Origin of the sequence: Cupriavidus gilardii, assembly GCF_008801915.1 — a bacterium.
GTDB classification, from domain to species: domain Bacteria; phylum Pseudomonadota; class Gammaproteobacteria; order Burkholderiales; family Burkholderiaceae; genus Cupriavidus; species Cupriavidus gilardii.
The window spans coordinates 105,218-123,163 of the sequence record NZ_VZOV01000010.1; the positions used below are offsets into that span (position 1 = coordinate 105,218).

Annotated in this window: 12 protein-coding genes and 1 tRNA gene; 10 read left to right on the forward strand and 3 right to left on the reverse strand. The window is 67.7% G+C overall.

From position 1 onward, the window contains the following. Positions 1-18: 18 nt before the first annotated feature. On the reverse strand, positions 19-648 hold the full coding sequence (locus F7Q96_RS14100) for a hypothetical protein (protein WP_053822129.1): 630 nt from the start codon (positions 646-648) through the stop codon (positions 19-21). A 419-nt stretch (positions 649-1,067) separates the two neighbouring features. On the opposite strand from F7Q96_RS14100, the gene F7Q96_RS14105 reads away from it, so the two are divergent. From F7Q96_RS14105 to F7Q96_RS14120, 4 genes are all read left to right on the forward strand, one after another. Then, on the forward strand, positions 1,068-1,469 hold the full coding sequence (locus F7Q96_RS14105) for a VOC family protein (protein WP_053822130.1): 402 nt from the start codon (positions 1,068-1,070) through the stop codon (positions 1,467-1,469). Between the two features lie 103 nt (positions 1,470-1,572). Next, a tRNA-Ser gene (locus tag F7Q96_RS14110) sits at positions 1,573-1,663 on the forward strand. 600 nt (positions 1,664-2,263) lie between these two features. Further along, complete coding sequence (locus F7Q96_RS27400) at positions 2,264-2,635, forward strand: DUF3800 domain-containing protein (RefSeq protein ID WP_170292923.1); 372 nt, start codon at positions 2,264-2,266, stop codon at positions 2,633-2,635. Next, a complete protein-coding gene (locus F7Q96_RS14120; protein ID WP_082371502.1) occupies positions 2,580-3,173 on the forward strand; it encodes a DUF3800 domain-containing protein in 594 nt (197 codons plus the stop codon). Before F7Q96_RS27400 ends, F7Q96_RS14120 begins: the two co-directional genes overlap by 56 nt. Here F7Q96_RS14120 and F7Q96_RS14125 read toward each other — a convergent pair. Together F7Q96_RS14125 and F7Q96_RS14130 are read right to left on the reverse strand one after the other, a co-directional pair. Continuing rightward, entirely contained in the window at positions 3,106-4,638 is a 1,533-nt protein-coding gene (locus F7Q96_RS14125; protein WP_053822132.1) for an amidase, read from the reverse strand. The genes F7Q96_RS14120 and F7Q96_RS14125 overlap by 68 nt on opposite strands. A 6-nt stretch (positions 4,639-4,644) precedes the next feature. Continuing rightward, positions 4,645-5,637: a Bug family tripartite tricarboxylate transporter substrate binding protein gene (locus F7Q96_RS14130; protein WP_053822133.1), complete on the reverse strand. Its 993-nt coding sequence runs from the start codon at positions 5,635-5,637 to the stop codon at positions 4,645-4,647. 188 nt (positions 5,638-5,825) lie between these two features. Here F7Q96_RS14130 and F7Q96_RS14135 point away from each other — a divergent pair, with 188 nt between their 5' ends. The 6 genes from F7Q96_RS14135 to F7Q96_RS14160 all read left to right on the forward strand — a co-directional run bounded on the left by F7Q96_RS14135 (position 5,826) and on the right by F7Q96_RS14160 (position 17,871). Beyond that, entirely contained in the window at positions 5,826-6,746 is a 921-nt protein-coding gene (locus F7Q96_RS14135; RefSeq protein ID WP_053822134.1) for a LysR family transcriptional regulator, read from the forward strand. A 122-nt stretch (positions 6,747-6,868) separates the two neighbouring features. After that, complete coding sequence (locus F7Q96_RS14140) at positions 6,869-8,107, forward strand: NAD(P)/FAD-dependent oxidoreductase (RefSeq protein WP_053822135.1); 1,239 nt, start codon at positions 6,869-6,871, stop codon at positions 8,105-8,107. A gap of 159 nt (positions 8,108-8,266) precedes the next feature. Beyond that, positions 8,267-8,755: a GFA family protein gene (locus F7Q96_RS14145; RefSeq protein WP_053822136.1), complete on the forward strand. Its 489-nt coding sequence runs from the start codon at positions 8,267-8,269 to the stop codon at positions 8,753-8,755. 121 nt (positions 8,756-8,876) lie between these two features. Beyond that, complete coding sequence (locus F7Q96_RS14150) at positions 8,877-9,206, forward strand: DMT family transporter (RefSeq protein ID WP_053822137.1); 330 nt, start codon at positions 8,877-8,879, stop codon at positions 9,204-9,206. Positions 9,207-9,675: 469 nt separating this feature from the next. Next, the gene (locus tag F7Q96_RS14155; RefSeq protein WP_053822138.1) at positions 9,676-10,641 is read left to right on the forward strand and encodes a helix-turn-helix transcriptional regulator; all 966 of its coding nucleotides are present in this window, start codon (positions 9,676-9,678) and stop codon (positions 10,639-10,641) included. 294 nt (positions 10,642-10,935) lie between these two features. Continuing rightward, positions 10,936-17,871, forward strand: coding sequence for an Ig-like domain-containing protein (locus tag F7Q96_RS14160; RefSeq protein WP_151022867.1), 6,936 nt, complete (start codon positions 10,936-10,938; stop codon positions 17,869-17,871). Positions 17,872-17,946 lie beyond the last annotated feature (75 nt).

Here is a 17,946-nt window from a genome sequence, read left to right on the forward strand (position 1 = left end):
CCGTTGCGGTATTGCCCTTCAAACGTTGGCACCTTCGGTGAAAACGTCGAACTGACCTTGACGCGCGCCTTCGGTGAAGACATCGAAGCGGCCCTGGCGGGCGCCGTCGGTGTACGGGCTGCGCGACGGCTCGGCCGAGACGCCGGTGCGATCCAGGCCGGCGACGATGCGAGCGCCGTCCGTGTACGGGTCGAACTTGCCGCTGCGCGCGCCGTCGGTGAACTGATCGACGCTGCGGGCGCCGTCGGTGTACTGGTCGACGCTGCGGGCAGGGCTGGCCGACACGCCGGTGCGGTCCAGGCCGGCGAGCACACGTGCCCCATCGGTGTACGGATCGAACTTGCCGCTGCGGGCGCCGTCGGTGAACTGATCAACGCTGCGGGCGCCGTCGGTGTACTGGTCGACGCTGCGGGCGGGGCTAGCCGACACGCCGGTGCGATCCAGGCCGGCGACGATGCGCGCGCCATCGGTATAGGGATCGGCCTTGCCGCTGCGTGCACCGTCGACATAAGTGCTGCGCTCGCCGGCGCGGAATTCGTAGCCGTACTTGTCGGCGGGAACGGTGGCAGCCTGAGCGGTACCGGCGACGAAAGCGGCGGCAAGGGTGGCGGCGGTCAACAGGGACTTGGCGAAGGTACGGTTGGTCATGATCAGCTCCTTTCGGGGATCCGCGCCTGGCGGATCGAATCGGTCAATGTGGAATCCGGCTGTCGAATCTACGAACCACATCTACTAGTAGATAGATAACCTGACTCGAAAAAAACCCGGATTCCCGGGGTTGTTGCGTGGACTTGAGTGCCGCTTCACTTCTTCTTCGGTGCGGCGTCGCGTCCATGTGGTCTACTTTATCTACTACTAGGTAGATAGTCAAGGAGTTTTTTCGATCGCTTCCGTCAGGGTCGCTGGCGCCCATAATGCTTCGATACTGGACCGCCCTTTGCGGGGCGCCGGAAAATGCACTTAACGCGGTCACTCCGAGTCGCCTCAAGTTGTATCGAGCGAGCGCATCGAGGCCGAAGCGGCCTCCGATCGGACCGCGCATTCCCTGCCTTCACGAGGAGACTTCCATGCAGATCCAACGCGGCCGCCTGATCGACCATCTCCATCTGAAAGTCCGCGACCTCGCCGCCTCCCGCCGCTTCTACGGCGCGGTGCTGGGCGTGCTTGGCATCGCCATCACCGACGGCGATGGCTATTTCTACGCCGACGAGCTGTGGGTCGACGAAGGCACGCCCGGCCAGATCACCCACGCCCACTTCGCCTTCCAGGCCAAGGACCGCGACACCGTCGAGGCCTTCTACAAGGCCGGCCTCGCCGCCGACGGCCGCGACAACGGCGGCCCTGGCGAGCGGACCTACCACCCCGGCTATTACGCGGCGTTCCTGCTGGACCCCGACGGGAACAACGTCGAGGCGGTCTACCACGGGCCACACCAGCGATCGTCGGAAGCGGTGGTGATCAGTTGGTGAGCCGGTCGGCGGCCATGAACGGGGTAGCGAGCCGCCATTTCACTCCGCCGACTTCACGAAACTGTGGCGGTGAGAGGGGACTCTGATATAATCGCGGGCTTCCGGAGAGATGGATGAGTGGTTTAAGTCGCACGCCTGGAAAGCGTGTATGGGTTAATAGCCCATCGGGGGTTCGAATCCCCCTCTCTCCGCCACGAATTCAAGCGAATCAAGCACTTGGCATAACGACGCCGCGATTATTACCGTCAGACACCATCGAATTCGGTGGGGAATCGGAACCAAATCGCAACATCGAAGCTACGAAAGTAAAACACTACGGCGCCCACTCGGGCGCCGTTTTGCGTTGGCACGTCATCTACCGTAGCAGTTGGTGCCATCCGTCTCCATCGCACCGATTCATGGGGCTGGAACAGCCGGGGCAGCCAAGCGCCTCGGTGATGGCGCTTGGCCGGCAAAATCCCTCCGACGAAAAGCTGCAGCGATTTCCGGCGATGCATCGCGACGCGCAAGCCCGAATCGAGGAGCGGAAGCGCGGTGGACACCGGTGTCAGCCTTGGCCAAGGCCGCGGAGTTGCCGTGCCGACTCTGTAGCCAATATCAAAGAGCTTTAGGTTCTATGCCCAAGCCGTCCGCTTGTACAGCCACGACGCTTGCAGCCCCCTGATCACCAAGCTAGACTCATCGAATAGTCGGGAGCGCTGAGACATCGGTGCGTTGGACGATTGTTCCACTCGGCTTACCTCTTATCTGAGCGGACCGCAAATGCGGTCCGCTTTTTCGTTAGTGGGTGCGCTGTGTATCTTCTCTACCTGGATGAGTCGGGCCACGCCTACGATGCCAGGACGAAATTCTTCGTCCTGGCTGGGTTCTGCATCTTTGAGCGGCAGACCCACTGGCTTGAGTCTCACATCGACCCGATCGCAGAGCGGTTTAGCACTACCGACCCGAGAGGCATCGAGTTTCATGGCGCCCCCATGCGCGCCGGAAAGGAGGAGTGGCAAGGTATCAAGCCCGCGGACAGAGTCCAGGCGGTCGTTGATATTCTTTCCTTGCTGGCTGACCGCCAACTGAAGCTCAAGGTCTTCGCTTCAGTGATCGAGGAAGAGCACGATGGCAGCCGACGAGATCGTGCAACGAAGCTTCGAAAACGTCGCGAGCGAATTTGATAAGTACTTGACGTCGCTGTATCTGGCAAAGAACTCCAACGCGCAGCGCGGACTTGTCATTGTCGACAAGACGAGCTACGAAGAACAGCTCCAGGCTCTGTCACGGGTTTTCAAACACGAAGGGCATACGAACGGCAAGCTGCAAAACTTTGCCGAGGTGCCGCTTTTCCTCGATTCGAAGGCCTCTCGCCTCATCCAGATGGCGGATCTGATTGCGTACTGGATTTTTCGCTATTTTGAAAGCGGCGACGACAGAGGCTACAGGCTCATAGAGCCCTACATCCACGGACGAAAAGGATGCAGAACTGGTCTGATCACTTCGCTATCCGCGGAGACCAACCAGCGGCTGGCGAGCATCCGCGCCCCCGAGTTCCCCTTCCCGGCTCCTACACGACGAGCGTCTGCCGCGAACCACCGTAAAGGTTCGACGGTAACGGGCCGAGCTTCCGGCTTGTCAGTACTCCGTCCCGCTACACCGCCGACACCGTGCCAGCCCACACCTTCCCTATCTCCCCCACCACCTCCGGCGGCGCCGTAACGATCGAGCGCAAGTCAGGCTCGGCCGGCTTGAGCCGGTCGAGATCCGGCTTCGGGCGCGACAAGCCGGGCATCGAAGCAAACGCCGATTCCATCGCCTGCGCGACGCCGAGCGTCAGCGCGTCGCCGCGGAAGGGGCCGGTAATCTGCAGGCCGAACGGCATGCCGGCCTCGTCGGTGCCGCACGGCAAGGCGATGCACGGATGGGTGGTCAGCGTCACGACATAGGTCAGCGCCAGCCAGCGGTAGTAGTTCTCCTGCTTCTGGCCGTCGACGACGTCCGCGTAGAGCTGGGTCCACGGGAATGGCGAGACCGGCGTGGTCGGCGACAGGATCACGTCGTAGTCGCGGAATGCCTGCTGGAAGCGCTGCAGGATGCGGGTCTGCTCGGCCTGCGCCCATGCGCTGTCGACCAGCGACATGCGCGCGCCGATCTCGTAGTTGGCGCGCGTATTGGGACCGAGGCTGTCGGGATCCCGTTCGTAGGTGTCGCGCAGCGAGGCAACGAAGCTCTCGGCGCGCAGCACGTCGAAGCAGCGATGCACATCGCCCAGGTCGAACGCGACCTCGTCGCAGGACTTGAACAGGTGCCGCATCGCGGCGATCCGTGCACGGAACACGCGGCGGATGTCGGGATCGACGGCGCAGCTGCCGAAGTCCTCGGTCCAGCCCACGCGCAGGCCCGACAGATCGATGCGCGGCGGCGTCAGGAACGCCAGCGGATCGACCGCATGGCTCAGTGGATCGCCTGCCGACTGGCCGGCCGATGCGGCAAGCTGCAGGCAGGCATCGGCGACCGTGCGGCCCATCGGGCCGACCACCGAGATCGGCGTCCATCCGAGCAGCTTGCGCGAGTTAGGCACCAGCCCCGGCGATGGGCGGAATCCCACCACGCCGCATTTGGCGGCGGGAATCCGCAGCGAGCCGCCGGTATCGGAGCCCGTGCAGACCGGCAGGAAATCGGCCGCGAGCGCGGCAGCGGAGCCGCCCGACGACCCGCCTGCATTGAGGTTCGGATTGAACGGATTGCCGGTGGCGCCCCAGACCGTGTTGCGCGAATTGGCGCCGGCGCCCATCTCCGGAATATTGGTCTTGCCGACCACCACGGCGCCGGCCGCGCGCAGCCGCGCGACCAGTGTGTTGTCCTGCGCGGGCACATTGCCGCGGTACAGCGGCGAGCCGTAGGTCGTCAGCAGGCCGGCGGTCGCTTCGAGGTCCTTGACGCCGAGCGGCAGGCCATGCAGCAGGCCCAGCGACTCGCCACGCATCACCGCCTGTTCGGCGGCCCTGGCCTCTTCGCGCGCGCGTTCGTAGCAGGTCGCGGTGATCGCGTTGATCAGCGGGTTGTAGCGCTCGATCCGCGCGATGCAGGCTTCGAGCAGTTCCACCGGCGAGAGCTGGCGGGCGCCGATCAGGCGGCGCAGTTCGACGGCGGACAGCGAAGTCAGTGCGTTGTGGTCGGACATGGCGTATCAGTCGAGCTTGATATTGGCGCGCTGCGCGATGGCCCGCATCTGCGGAATTTCCTTCTCGATCAGTGCGCTGACCTGCTTGCCCGATGCAAACGACGGCTCGATGCCGTTGTCGGCCAGCTTCTTGCGCGTATCGGGATCGGCGATCGTATCGGCCAGCGCCTTCTCGAGCTTGGCATGCACGTCGGCCGGCAGGCCGCGCGGCGCGACCAGCGCGATCCACGTGCTGGCATCCATGCCGGGATAGCCGCCCTCCGCGACGGTCGGTACATTGGGCAGCAGCGACGAGCGCCTGGCCGTCGTCACCGCGATGGCCTTGACCTTGCCGGCGCGCACCTGCGGCAGCGCCGCGGCCACGGTGTCGATGCTGAACGGAATCTGGCCGCCGATCAGGTCGGTCATCGCAGGCGCGCTGCCCTTGTAGGGAACGTGCAGCAGCCTGGCGCCGGTCAGATTGAGCAATTGCTCGCCGGCGAAATGCGCGGTGGTGCCGGCGCCGAACGAACCGTACGAGTACTTGCCGGGATCGTTCTTCGCCGCGGCCACAAACTCCTTCAGGTTGTTCACCGGCACATCGCGATTGGCCAGCAGGATCAGGCCGGTCACGCCGATCAGGCCGATCGGCTCGAAGTTCTTCTGCGGGTCGTACGGCAGCTTCGGATAGACCGCGGGATTGACCGTGAACGTCGTGCCGGAACTGGCCAGCAGCGTGTAGCCGTCCGGCGCGGCCTTGGCGACGTAGCTGGCGCCGACGACGGTACCGGCGCCGGCCCGGTTCTCGACCACCACGGTCTTGCCGAGCCGCTCGCCGAGCTTCTGCGCGACGATGCGCCCCACCACATCGGTGGCGCCGCCGGGTGGAAATGGCAGCACCAGCTGGATCGGCTTGGCGGGGAAGCTGTCCTGCGCAAAGGCCGCCGACGGCGCCATCGCAACGAGCGCCAGGCCGGTGGCGGCAAACAGTAAACGGACGGGTGAGGCGGAAGGACGCATGGGATGCTCTCTCGTAAGAATCCAAGGCGATGCCGGTACAAGTGCATCGGCTCGATGTCATCCTAATGTCAAACTTCGCATAGAATCGTCGCAATGTTTCGAACAATCGATTGCCGAAAAGGCAATCGTTCGTGCAATCCCGAGCGGGTTTTCCCGAGGTCGCCCGGCCACGTTCTCATCGATATCCCATGTCCTATCGAGCCCTGCAGGAGACCGCGGTGCGCTACTTCCTCGAAGTGGTTCGCACCGGATCGGTCAAGGATGCGGCGATCAAGCTGAACGTCGCGCCGTCGGCCGTCAGCCGGCAGATCGCCAAGCTGGAAAGCGAGCTCGACACGCTGCTGTTCGACCGGCGCCCGCGCGGCCTCGTGCCCAATGCGGCGGGCGAATTGCTGGCCGCGTTCGCCAAGCGTTCGCAGCAGGACATCGAACGCGTGGCCGGCGATATCCAGGCGCTGCGTGGGCTGCGTGTCGGACGCGTGCGGCTCGCGGCGGTCGAGGGCATCGCCCATGAATTCCTGCCGAACCTTGCCGCCAGCTTTCGCGAGACCCATGCGGGCATTCACTTCGAGCTCGAGGTCTGCCCGCAGGGCGAAATCGCACGGCGGATTCGCGACGGGGAAGCGGATATCGGCATTACGCTGGCGTGGCTGCCCGAGCCGGAGATCCACGTGGAGCTGCGGCACCCGGCACCGGTGCTGGCGGTGATGGCGCCGGACCATCCGCTCGCGCGCCATCGCCAACTGTCGCTGGCGCAGGTCGCGACCTACCCGCTGGCGCTACCGCCCAAGGACAGCTCGGTGCGGCAATTGCTCGACGCCGGCTGCAGCCGGCAGGGCCTGCGCTACCAGACGGTGTTCTCGAGCAACCAGCTCGATTCGCTGGTCAGCTTCGCGGCGGCCGGCGGCGGCGCGATCTGCTTCTACGGCGAGGTGTCGATCCGCGGCAGGCTGAAGGCGGGCACCATCGCCGCGGTCCCGCTGCGCGATCGCGAGATGAACGAGCGGCAGATCGAGGTGCAGACGCTGGCCAACCGCAAGCTGCCGCCCGCGGCGCGCGCCTTCGTCGAGCATTTGCGGCAGGGCCTGATCGAGCTTCCGCAATCGTGATTGCCGAAAACGCAATCGGCCATTCGCAATATTGCGTGCATCGCATGACCTTACCGAGGCGGGGGGCGGCGAAAATCCCGACTTGATCCACCCTTCCACGTTCCGCACGAGTTGCTGCCTTCATGTCACAGGAAATCTTCGTTCTCGGCGCCGGCATGGTCGGTGTCAGCACCGCACTGGCCCTGCGCCATCGCGGGCACCAGGTCGTTCTTGTCGATCGCGCCGCGCCGGGCACCGAGACCTCCTATGGCAACGCGGGCTTCATCCAGCGCGAGGCGGTGCAGCCGTATGCGTTCCCGCGCGACTGGAAGACGATCGTTCGCGTGATCGCCCGCCAGGGCAACGACGTGCACTACCACCCCGGCGCGATGCTGCGCCTGCTGCCGGTGCTGGCCCGTTACTGGCGCGAATCGGCACCGGACCGCTACACCGGCACGATCGCCGCCTATGCGGCGCTGGTCAGGCACTGCGTCAGCGAACACGAGAAGCTGATTGCGGCCGCCGGCGCGGAGGATCTCGTCAGCAAGGCGGGCTGGCTCGAGGCCTACCGCAGCCCGCACGCCTTCGATGACACGGTACGAACCGCGACGACGGTGGCGCGCGAGCACGGACTCGATTGCGCGGTCCTCGATGGTGCCGCGCTGCGGGCCGCCGAGCCCGCGCTGCATGGCGGCCTGGCGGGCGCGATCCATTGGCGCGACCCGTGGACCGTCAGCGATCCGGGCGAACTGGTGCAGCGCTATGCCGCGCTGTTCGAACGGCAGGGCGGCATCGTCCGCCGCGGCGACGCCACGACGCTGCAGCCCGATGGCAGCGGCTGGCGCGTGATGACCGAAGCCGGCCCGCTGTCGGCCGCTCACGCCGTCATTGCGTTGGGTCCGTGGGCGTCGAAGTTGACGCGGCCGCTCGGGTATCGCCTGCCGCTGTTCATCAAGCGGGGCTACCACCGCCACTACGCGAGCGAGCGCATGCCGTCGCTGCCGCTGCTCGATGCCGAACGCGGTTTCGTGCTGGCGCCGATGCGGCGCGGTCTTCGCGTGACCACGGGCGCCGAATTCGCTCACCACGATGCACCGCCGACGCCGGTGCAATTGGCGGCGGCCGAGCGCTACGCGCGCGAACTGGTCGATCTCGGCGCGCCCGTCGAAGCGCAGCCGTGGATGGGCGCGCGGCCCTGCGTCGCCGATATGCGGCCCGTGATAGGACGCGCGCCGCGCCACCGCGGGCTGTGGTTCCATTTCGGCCATGCGCATCAGGGCTTCACGCTCGGCCCTGCCACCGCGCGGCTGCTTGCCGAACTGATCGACGGCGAGACACCGTACGTCGACCCGCGGCCCTACGATCCGGCGCGATTCGAATAGCGCCCAGGGAAGGCTGGAACAAGGTTCGAGCCACGCCTGCAAAGGCGAGATGTTGGGATGCCCGGGCCAGCCACCGGCGGGCCGATGTCATGCAAAATCCGATGGCAGCCACGGCGAGCGACGCGTCGGCGACGCTCGCCCCAACCTGTCGGAGGTCGCATGCATCTCGAAGGCTCCTGCCACTGCGGCGCGGTCCGCTTCAGCGTGGAATCCCCCTGGCCCTACCCCTATCTGCATTGCTACTGCTCGATTTGCCGCAAGACCGCTGGCGCCGGCGGCTATGCGGCCAATATCGGCGCACTGGGCGACACCCTGCGCGTACGGGGCCGTCGGCACATCGGCATCTATCACGCCGTGATGCGCGAGCCCGGCAAGCGCGCCAGGCGTTCGCCGATGGAGCGTCATTTCTGCACGAAATGCGGCACGGCATTGTGGATACGCAGCCCCGACGAGCCCGAGCGGGTCTATCCCCATGCTGCCGCCATCGACACGCCGCTGCCGCGTCCGCCGGAAATTGTCGACGCGGAACTCGACTCCGCGGCGTCGTGGGTCGACGTCCCGAGCGGCAAGGGACACGTGCACTGCGCGCAGTGGCCCGAGGAAACACTGGCGCAATGGCATCGGCGGCACGGCCTGGAGCAGCGCTGAGCGGGCCCGGGACCGGTCCGGGAGTGGGATCCGCAGCGGGACGGCTTGCGCACCGCTGCTATTCTTGGCGCTCCGTCAATACCCGACACTATCCGGACACTATCCGACACCGCGCCATCCCATGCACTGGATCTACCTGGCCATCGCCATCGTCGCCGAAGTCATCGCCACCACCGCACTGAAGGCCGCCGCCGGCTTTACCCGTCCGCTGCCCTCGCTGGTCGTCGTCACCGGCTATGCGATTGCCTTCTTCTGCCTGTCGCTGACGCTGCGCCACGTGCCCATCGGCATCGCCTATGCGATCTGGTCGGGCGTCGGCATCGTGCTGGTGTCGGTGGCGGCGTGGCTGCTGTTCGGCCAGCGGCTAGATCTGCCGGCCCTGCTCGGCATCGCGCTGATCATGGCCGGCGTGCTGGTGATCAACCTGTGGTCGAAGTCGGTCACGCATTGAATCGGCGACGCCGCACCCTCCCCCTCCCGGCACCCTACCGACACCCTACCAACTGCAAACAAATGTAAGCGCCTTGAAAAGTGCACTGGAAGCTTCCACCATTTGTAAGAAATGCAGTACGCTAATAACAATCGATTAAGACATTACGCAATATCGATATAAACAAAACTAAAGTCAGCCAACTGGCAAACGGTAATTCGGCGACGCCGCGCATTCCATTGCGGCACACACTCGAATTCCGGCGCCAATATTGACCGAAGAATTCCGGGGGGCATCCGGGCACAGCCCATGCCAATTGATGGATATTCCATTGCCATGGAATATCCAGGGTCATTGTCGCGGTCTGTCGTCATCGCCGGTTCAGCCTACCCGATTTGCCGCGGTGTTTTGCCGCGGCCCTCTGTGGGATCGCCTGTAGCGTTCGCCAGCCCGGCGTGCGCTCGTTTTTTTCGCAGGACAGAACTGGCGTATGGCTCAAACCCGCATTGGAACGGACGCGATCGTCGCGTCCAGCGTCGCGCAGGCGCAGGATTGGCTCGGCCGCCACTATCCCGGCATCACGATCGAGGCCGATGGCGGCGAGCCCAGGCTGGAAATCCAGATCGACTATCTCGACGGCATGGCCGTGCATACGCTGGCCACGGACACCCCGCTGTGCCTGCGGCTGCCTTGCCAGCACGACGGCTATCTGCTGTACACGCAGGCCGATGGCCAGCTCTCCCTTGCCACCGAGCAGGACGGGCTGCGGCCCTTGCCGGCCGGCACCGCCGTTGCCGACGCCAGGCGGGTCACTGCATGGGGCTTCGGCCCGGGCCGCTACGAAGCCATCCTGATCGATGCGGCCAGCGTGCACGGCCGGCTGTCGCAGTCGATCGAACGGCCGGTGATGCACCGCGTCAAATTCGCCCCGCCGGAGGGTAGCGTGCCGTCCGGCGTGCGTTTCGCCGGTGAACTGGTGCGCGCGGCGGGGCGCTATTCGAAGGCGGACGGCGGCCCGCAGGCGATCGCCCCGGACATCGTGCAAAGCCTGCAGGACGCCGTGATCTTCGCCATGCTCAAGGAGATCCCGCACAACTATTCGGTGTACCTGGCGCGCCGCCATGCCGGCCCGTCCCCGCGGCATGTGCGCCGGGCGATCGAGTACATCCACGCCAACGCCAGGGCGGCGCTCGGGCTGGCGGACATCGCGCTGGCGGCCCGCGTCAGCATCCGTACGCTGCAGGCCGGCTTTGCCAGGTTCAAGGGCTTCACGCCGATGGGCTATGTCAAGCGGGTGCGGCTGGAGGGTGTCCATGCGGACCTGCGTACCGCCGGCGCGGAACAGTCGATCGCCGACATCGCCCGGCGCTGGGGCTTCAGCCACCTGGGGCAATTCGCGCGGGATTACCGCATGGCCTTCGGCGAAACCCCTTCCCAGACACGCCGGGGCGATTGACGGCACCGCCGGCGGAAATTGTCGGCAGCCAGATAAATATCGCTTAAACCAGATTTAATTGAATCGGGAATTTAATACCCCTGCGCCTACCGGCGTAGGGGTATTTTTTCTCGTAAATACCCCGCCACGGTTAATGCCTCTTCCGCGCTTCATTATCAAAAAAACGCAGGCCATATCAATCGCACGCACTATATCGCTTGCCGTACAGACGAAGACATACCGCCACTTGGGAATCACTTATACGCTCCACTTCCAATAGTGCGCAGTCGTTTCGATCGACCCAAGGAGACAGGCATGGCTTCGTCAGCTGTTCTGCAAAACCACATCGATGTCGCGGTGCCCGCGGGGACCAGCACCGTCGCGGCACCGGAGGGCGCCGCCAATTTCCTGGTCGCCGGCAACAAGGACAACGTCGCCAACTATGCGCGCGAAGGCAACGACCTGCTGATCGAGTTCAAGGATGGGCAGACGTTGCGCATCCAGGGCTTCTTCGCCAATGGCGTCAACTTCAACAACCTGGTGTTCGTCGAGGGCGATTCGCGCTGGCTCGCCACCTTCGACCAGGCGCTGATGGCGAGCGGCGACAACGTCCTCGAATCGGCGGTGGTCTACGAGCCGATTGCGGACGGCAGCGCGGCGCTGCTCGGCATCCTGGGCCTGGCGGCCGGTGCCGGCGTCATCGCCGCAGCGGCCGGCGGCGGCGGTGGTGGTGGCGGCGGTGACAGTCGCGCGGCGCCCGCAAGGCCGACGGTCAGCCTGTTGGACGACCAGGCCCCGGGCACGGGAACGATCGCCAACGGCAGCGCCACCAACGACGCCACGCCGACGCTGCAGGGCACCGGCGCCGTACCGAACGGCCGCATCCAGATCTCGATCGACGGCCAGCCGCCGGTGACCGTCAATGCCGACGCCAGCGGCAACTGGACCTACACGCCGCCCGCGCTGCCCTCCGGCCAGCATCGGATCGTCGTCACGCAGAGCGGCAGCGATGGCAAGACCAGCGAGCCCACGGTGATCGACGTGGCGATCGACACCACGGCGCCCGCCACGCCGACGCTCAATCCCAGCAATGGCGCGACCCTGAGCGGTACCGCCGAGGCCGGCAGCACGGTCGGCATCGACCTGAACGGCGACGGCGCGCCCGATGCCACGGTCATCGCCGACGGCAACGGCAACTGGACCTATACCCCGACCTCGCCGCTGCCGGACGGCACCACCGTGACCGTGGTCGCGACCGACCCGGCAGGCAATACCAGCGAGCCGGCGACGACGACGGTCGACGGCCAGCCGCCGGCCACCCCGACCGTCAACCCGACCAACGGCACCACGCTGAGCGGTACCGCGGAAGCAGGCAGCACCGTCGGCATCGACCTGAACGGCGACGGCGCACCGGACGCCACCGTCACCGCCGACGGCGGCGGCAACTGGACATACACGCCGACCTCGCCGCTGCCCGACGGCACCACGGTCACCGTCACCGCGACCGACCCCGCAGGCAATACCAGCGGCCCCGCGACGACGACCGTCGACGCGGCCGCGCCCGCCGCGCCGGCGATTTCCGGCGTCACCGACGACATGGACCCGGTCAGCGGCCCGCTGACCTCGGGCGGCAGCACCAACGACACCACGCCGACGATCGCCGGCACCGCGGAAGCGAACAGCACCGTGCAGATCTTCAACGGCACCACGCTGCTGGGCACCGTCGTCGCCGACGGCAGCGGCAACTGGACCTTCTCGCCGACCACGCCGCTGGCCGACGGCACCTATTCGCTGACGGCGACGGCCACCGACGCGGTGGGCAATGTCAGCGGCCCCGGCACCGCCTTCGTCATCACCGTCGATACCGCCGCCCCTGCCGCCCCGGCCATCACCCAGGCCACCGGCACCACGCTGGCCGGCACGGCCGAAGCCGGCAGCATCATCGCGATCGATCTGAACGGCGACGGCGCACCGGACGCCACCGTCACCGCCGACGGCGGCGGCAACTGGACCTACACGCCTGCCACGCCGCTGGCCGACGGCACCACGGTCAGCGTCACCGCGGCCGACGCCGCCGGCAACAGCAGCGGGCCGGTTACCGCGACCATCGATTCCATGGCGCCGACCGCGCCGGCCATCGCCGGCGTCACCGACGACATGGACCCGGTCAGCGGCCCGGTGACCTCGGGGGGCAGCACCAACGACGCGACGCCGACGATCGCCGGTACCGCGGAAGCCAACAGCACCGTGCAGATCTTCAACGGCACCACGCTGCTGGGTACCGTCGTCGCCGACGGCAGCGGCAACTGGACCTTTACGCCAACCGCGCCGCTGGCCGACGGCAGCTATTCGCTGACGGCCACCGCCACCGATGCCGCCGGCAACACCAGCCCGGCCAGTACTGCCTTCGACCTGACGATCGATACCGCGCCGCCGGCAGTCCCGGTCATCGTCCAGGCCAACGGCAACACGATCGCGGGCACCGCGGACGCGAACAGCACGATCGCGATCGATACCAACGGTGACGGCACGCCGGACGCCACGGTCACCGCCGACGGCGCCGGCAACTGGACCTATACGCCGGCCACCCCGCTGGCCGACGGCGCGACGGTCACCGTCACCGCGACCGATCCCGCCGGCAATGCCAGCGCGCCGGCCACCGCTACGGTCGACGCCGCCGCTCCCGCCGCGCCGACGATCGCGCCGACCAACGGCACGGTGCTCCAGGGCACCGCCGAGGCCGACAGCACCGTCAATATCGACACCAACGGCGACGGCACCGCCGACACCACGGTGACCGCCGACGGCGCCGGCAATTGGACCTATACGCCGAGCACGCCGCTGCCCGACGGTACCGTCGTCGAGGTCACCGCGACCGATGCCGCCGGCAACGTCAGCCCGCCGGCCACTGCCACCGTCGATGCGGCCGCGCCGGCCGCACCCGTCATCACCACGGTGGTCGATGACGTCGATCCGGTCTCCGCGCCGCTGACCTCCGGCGACAGCACCAACGACGCCACGCCGACGATCGCCGGCACCGCGGAAGCGAACAGCACCGTGCAGATCTTCAACGGCACCACGCTGCTGGGGACGGCAACGGCCGATGGCAGCGGCAACTGGACCTTCTCGCCGACCACGCCGCTGGCCGACGGCAGCTACTCGCTGACCGCCGTTGCCACCGACGCCGCCGGCAACTCCGGCCCTGCCAGCGCCGCCTTCGGCTTCACCGTCGATACCGCCGCGCCCGCCGTGCCGGTCATCGCGCAGGCCAACGGCACCACGATCACGGGCACCGCCGAGGCGGACAGCATCATCGCCATCGATACCAATGGCGACGGCACCGCCGACGGTACCGTGACCGCCGATGGCGACGGCAACTGGAGCTTTACGCCGGCTGCACCGCTGGCCGACGGCACCGTGGTCAGCGTCACCGCGACCGACGCCGCCGGCAACGCGAGCGGCCCGGCCACCGCCGCGGTCGATGCGCTGCCGCCGGCCGCGCCGACGATCGCGCCCACCAACGGCACGGTGCTCACGGGTACGGCCGAAGCGAACAGCACGGTCAATATCGACACCAATGGCGACGGCACGCCGGACGCCACGGTCACCGCCGACGGCGCCGGCAACTGGACTCACACGCCTGCCACCCCGCTGCCCGACGGTACCGTCGTCGCCGTCACCGCGACCGATGCCGCCGGCAATACCAGCGCACCGGCCACCGCAACGGTCGATGCGGCCGCTCCCGCCGTGCCGACGATCGCGCCGACCAACGGCACGGTGCTGGAAGGCACCGCCGAGGCCGACAGCATCGTCGGCATCGACACCGACGGCGACGGGACGCCCGATGCCACGGTGACCGCCGACGGCGCCGGCAACTGGACCTACACGCCGGCCACGCCGCTGGCGGACGGCACGGTCGTCAGCGTCACGGCGACCGATGCCGCCGGCAACGTCAGCCCGCCGGCCACCGCGACGGTCGATGCAGCCGCGCCGGCCGCACCGGCCATCGCCACGGTCGTCGATGACGCCGATCCGGTGTCGGCGCCGCTGACCTCCGGCGACAGCACCAACGACACCACGCCGACGATTTCCGGCACCGCCGAGGCGAACAGCACGGTGCAGATCTTCAACGGCAGCACGTTGCTTGGCACGGCGAGCGCCGATGGCAGCGGCAACTGGACCTTCTCGCCGACCACGCCGCTGGCCGACGGGCCCTACTCGCTGACCGTCACGGCGACCGACGCCGCCGGCAACACCAGTCCTGCCAGCGGCGCGTTCGACTTCACCGTCGACACGGCCCCGCCGAGCACGCCCGTCATCACCCAGGCCAATGGCGGCACGATTGCCGGCACCGCCGAAGCCAACAGCACCGTCGCCATCGACACCAATGGCGACGGCACGCCGGATGTCACCGTGACGGCCGATGCCAGCGGCAACTGGACCCATGCGCCGACGACGCCGATCGCCGACGGCACGACGATCAGCGTGACGGCAGCCGACGCCGCCGGCAACGTCAGCGCACCCGCCACGATCGCGATCGATTCCGTGGCACCGGCCGCGCCGACGATCGCGCCGACCAACGGCACACTGCTGCAAGGCACGGCCGAGGCCAACAGCACGGTCAATATCGACACCGACGGCGACGGCACGCCGGACGCCACGGTGACCGCCGACGGCGCCGGCAACTGGACCTACACGCCGGCCACGCCGCTGGCCGATGGCACGGTCGTCAACGTCACGGCGACCGACGCCGCCGGCAACATCAGCCCGCCGGCCAGCGCCACCGTCGACGCGGTGGCGCCGGGCACGCCGACGATCCAGCCGACCGATGGCACGCTGCTGCAGGGCACCGCGGACGCGAACAGCACGGTCGATATCGACACCAATGGCGACGGCACGCCGGACGCCACGGTCACCGCCGACGGCACCGGCAACTGGACCTACACGCCGGCCACGCCGCTGGCCGATGGTACGGTCGTCAACGTCACCGCCCGCGACGCGGCCGGCAACGTCAGTGCACCGGCCACCGCCACCGTCGACGCGCTGCCGCCGGCCGCACCGACCATCGAGCCGACCAACGGCACGGTGCTCGCGGGGACGGCCGAAGCCAATAGCACGGTCGAGATCGACACCAATGGCGACGGCACGCCGGACGCCACGGTCACCGCCGACGGCGCCGGCAACTGGAGCCACACCCCCGCCACGCCGCTGCCGGACGGCACCGTCGTCAGCGTCACCGCGACCGATGCCACTGGCAATACCAGCGCGCCGGCCACGGCGACCGTCGATGCGCTGCCGCCGGCCGCGCCCGTCATTGCGCCCACCAACGGCACGGTGATCGCAGGCACCGCGGAAGCGAACAGCACGATCGAGATCGACACCAATGGCGATGGCACGCCCGAGGCGACCGTCACCGCCGACGGCGCCGGCAACTGGAGCTATACCCCGGCCACGCCGCTGCCCGATGGCACCGTGGTCAGCGCCACTGCCACCGATGCCGCGGGCAACACCGGTGCCCCGGGCAGCGCGACCGTCGACGCCGTGGTGCCGGCCGTCCCGGCGATCGCCAGCGTCACCGACGACGTCGATCCGGTCAGCGGCGCGCTGACGTCGGGGGACACCACCAACGACGGCACGCCGACCATCGCAGGCACGGCCGAGGCGAACAGCACGGTGCGCATCTTCAACGGCACCATGCTGATCGGCACGACAACCGCCGACGGCACCGGCAACTGGTCGTTCACGCCGACCGCGCCGCTGGCCGACGGCGCGTACGCGCTGACCGTGACCGCGACCGATGCGGCCGGCAATGCCAGCCCCGCCAGCGCGGCCTTCAACCTGACCGTCGATACCGCGGCGCCCGCCGCCACGGTGGCGATCACCGGCGTCACCGACGACACCGGCACGGCGGGGGACTGGATCACCGGCGATACCACGCCGACATTCTCCGGCACGCTCAGCGCCCCGCTGGCCGCCGGCGACCGGGTCGAGGTCAGCTACGACGGGGGCAATACCTGGACGCAGGCGACCGTCAACGGCACCAGCTGGTCGTGGGCCGCGGCCAATCACCAGTTCGCCGACGGCAACCACTCGGTGACGGTGCGCGTGATCGACGCCGCCGGCAACCTCGGCACCACCGACACCCAGGCCTTCACGATCTCGACGAACGTCGCGCCGGAAGTGTCGGCGCAGGAATCGGGCGGGCTGCTGGGCATCGTCGACGCCAACGTGCTGGGGCTGATCGACCTGAGTTCCCAGCAGGTGTTCGGCGCGAGCGACTACAACAACAACATCCAGCAGGTGGTGCTGCGCTACGGCGGCCTGCTCGGCCTGCCGCTGCAGCGCCTCGGATACAACGCCGACCTTGCCGCGGAGCTGGGCATCAACGTGGTCCCGCTGCACGACCCGGGCATTCTCGGCGTGATCGCGGCATCGTCGACGCTGACGATCACGTCGGTCGGCGGCGGACCGATCGATACGCTGCGGCTCAACGAGCTGCTCGGCTCGGTGACGATCGAAGGCGGCCTGCTGGGCGTCAGCCTGGACGTGCTGTCGAACTTCACGATCACCGCGACCGACACCACCGGGCTGACCGATACGGCCAACGCGACCCAGCTCGCCAGCGCCGAGGTACTCGCCGGCCTGCTGGGCTCGAGCCAGTCGAGCGCGATCATCGAAGGCACCGCCTCCGCGGACACCGTCGATGGCACCAGCGGCAGCGATCGCCTGTACGGCTACGCCGGCGACGACACGCTGAACGGCGGCGACGGCAACGACCTGCTGCGCGGCGGCGCGGGCAACGACACGCTCAACGGCGGCAACGGCAACGACCTGCTGATCGGCGGCGCCGGCAACGACACGATGACGGGCGGCGCCGGCGGGGACGTGTTCCTGTACGAGGTCACCGCCAACGACGGCACCGGCGGCAACGGCAGCGACGTCATCACCGACTTCACGGTAGGGACGGCGCCGGGACAGGCCGGCTCCGACGTGATCGACCTGTCGAGCCTGCTGGTCGGCTACACCGCGGACGGCGATGGCCCGGCGCACTACGTCAACGGCGCGGCGACCATCGACGCAGGCGACAACATCGGCGACTTCCTCAGCGTGACCAACGACGGCGCCAATACGGTCATCAGCATCGACCGCGACGGCGGCGGCACCGCCTTCGGCTCCGAGACGCTGATCACGCTGAACAACGTCAACACCGATCTGGAGACGCTGCTGGCCAATCGTCAGGTTCTGGTCTGAGCGAGGCGGGCGGCGGTTCCCCCGTTCCGCCGCCCGCTTCGCCAGACGCTTTCTCACCAGGTGCTCACCACGTCC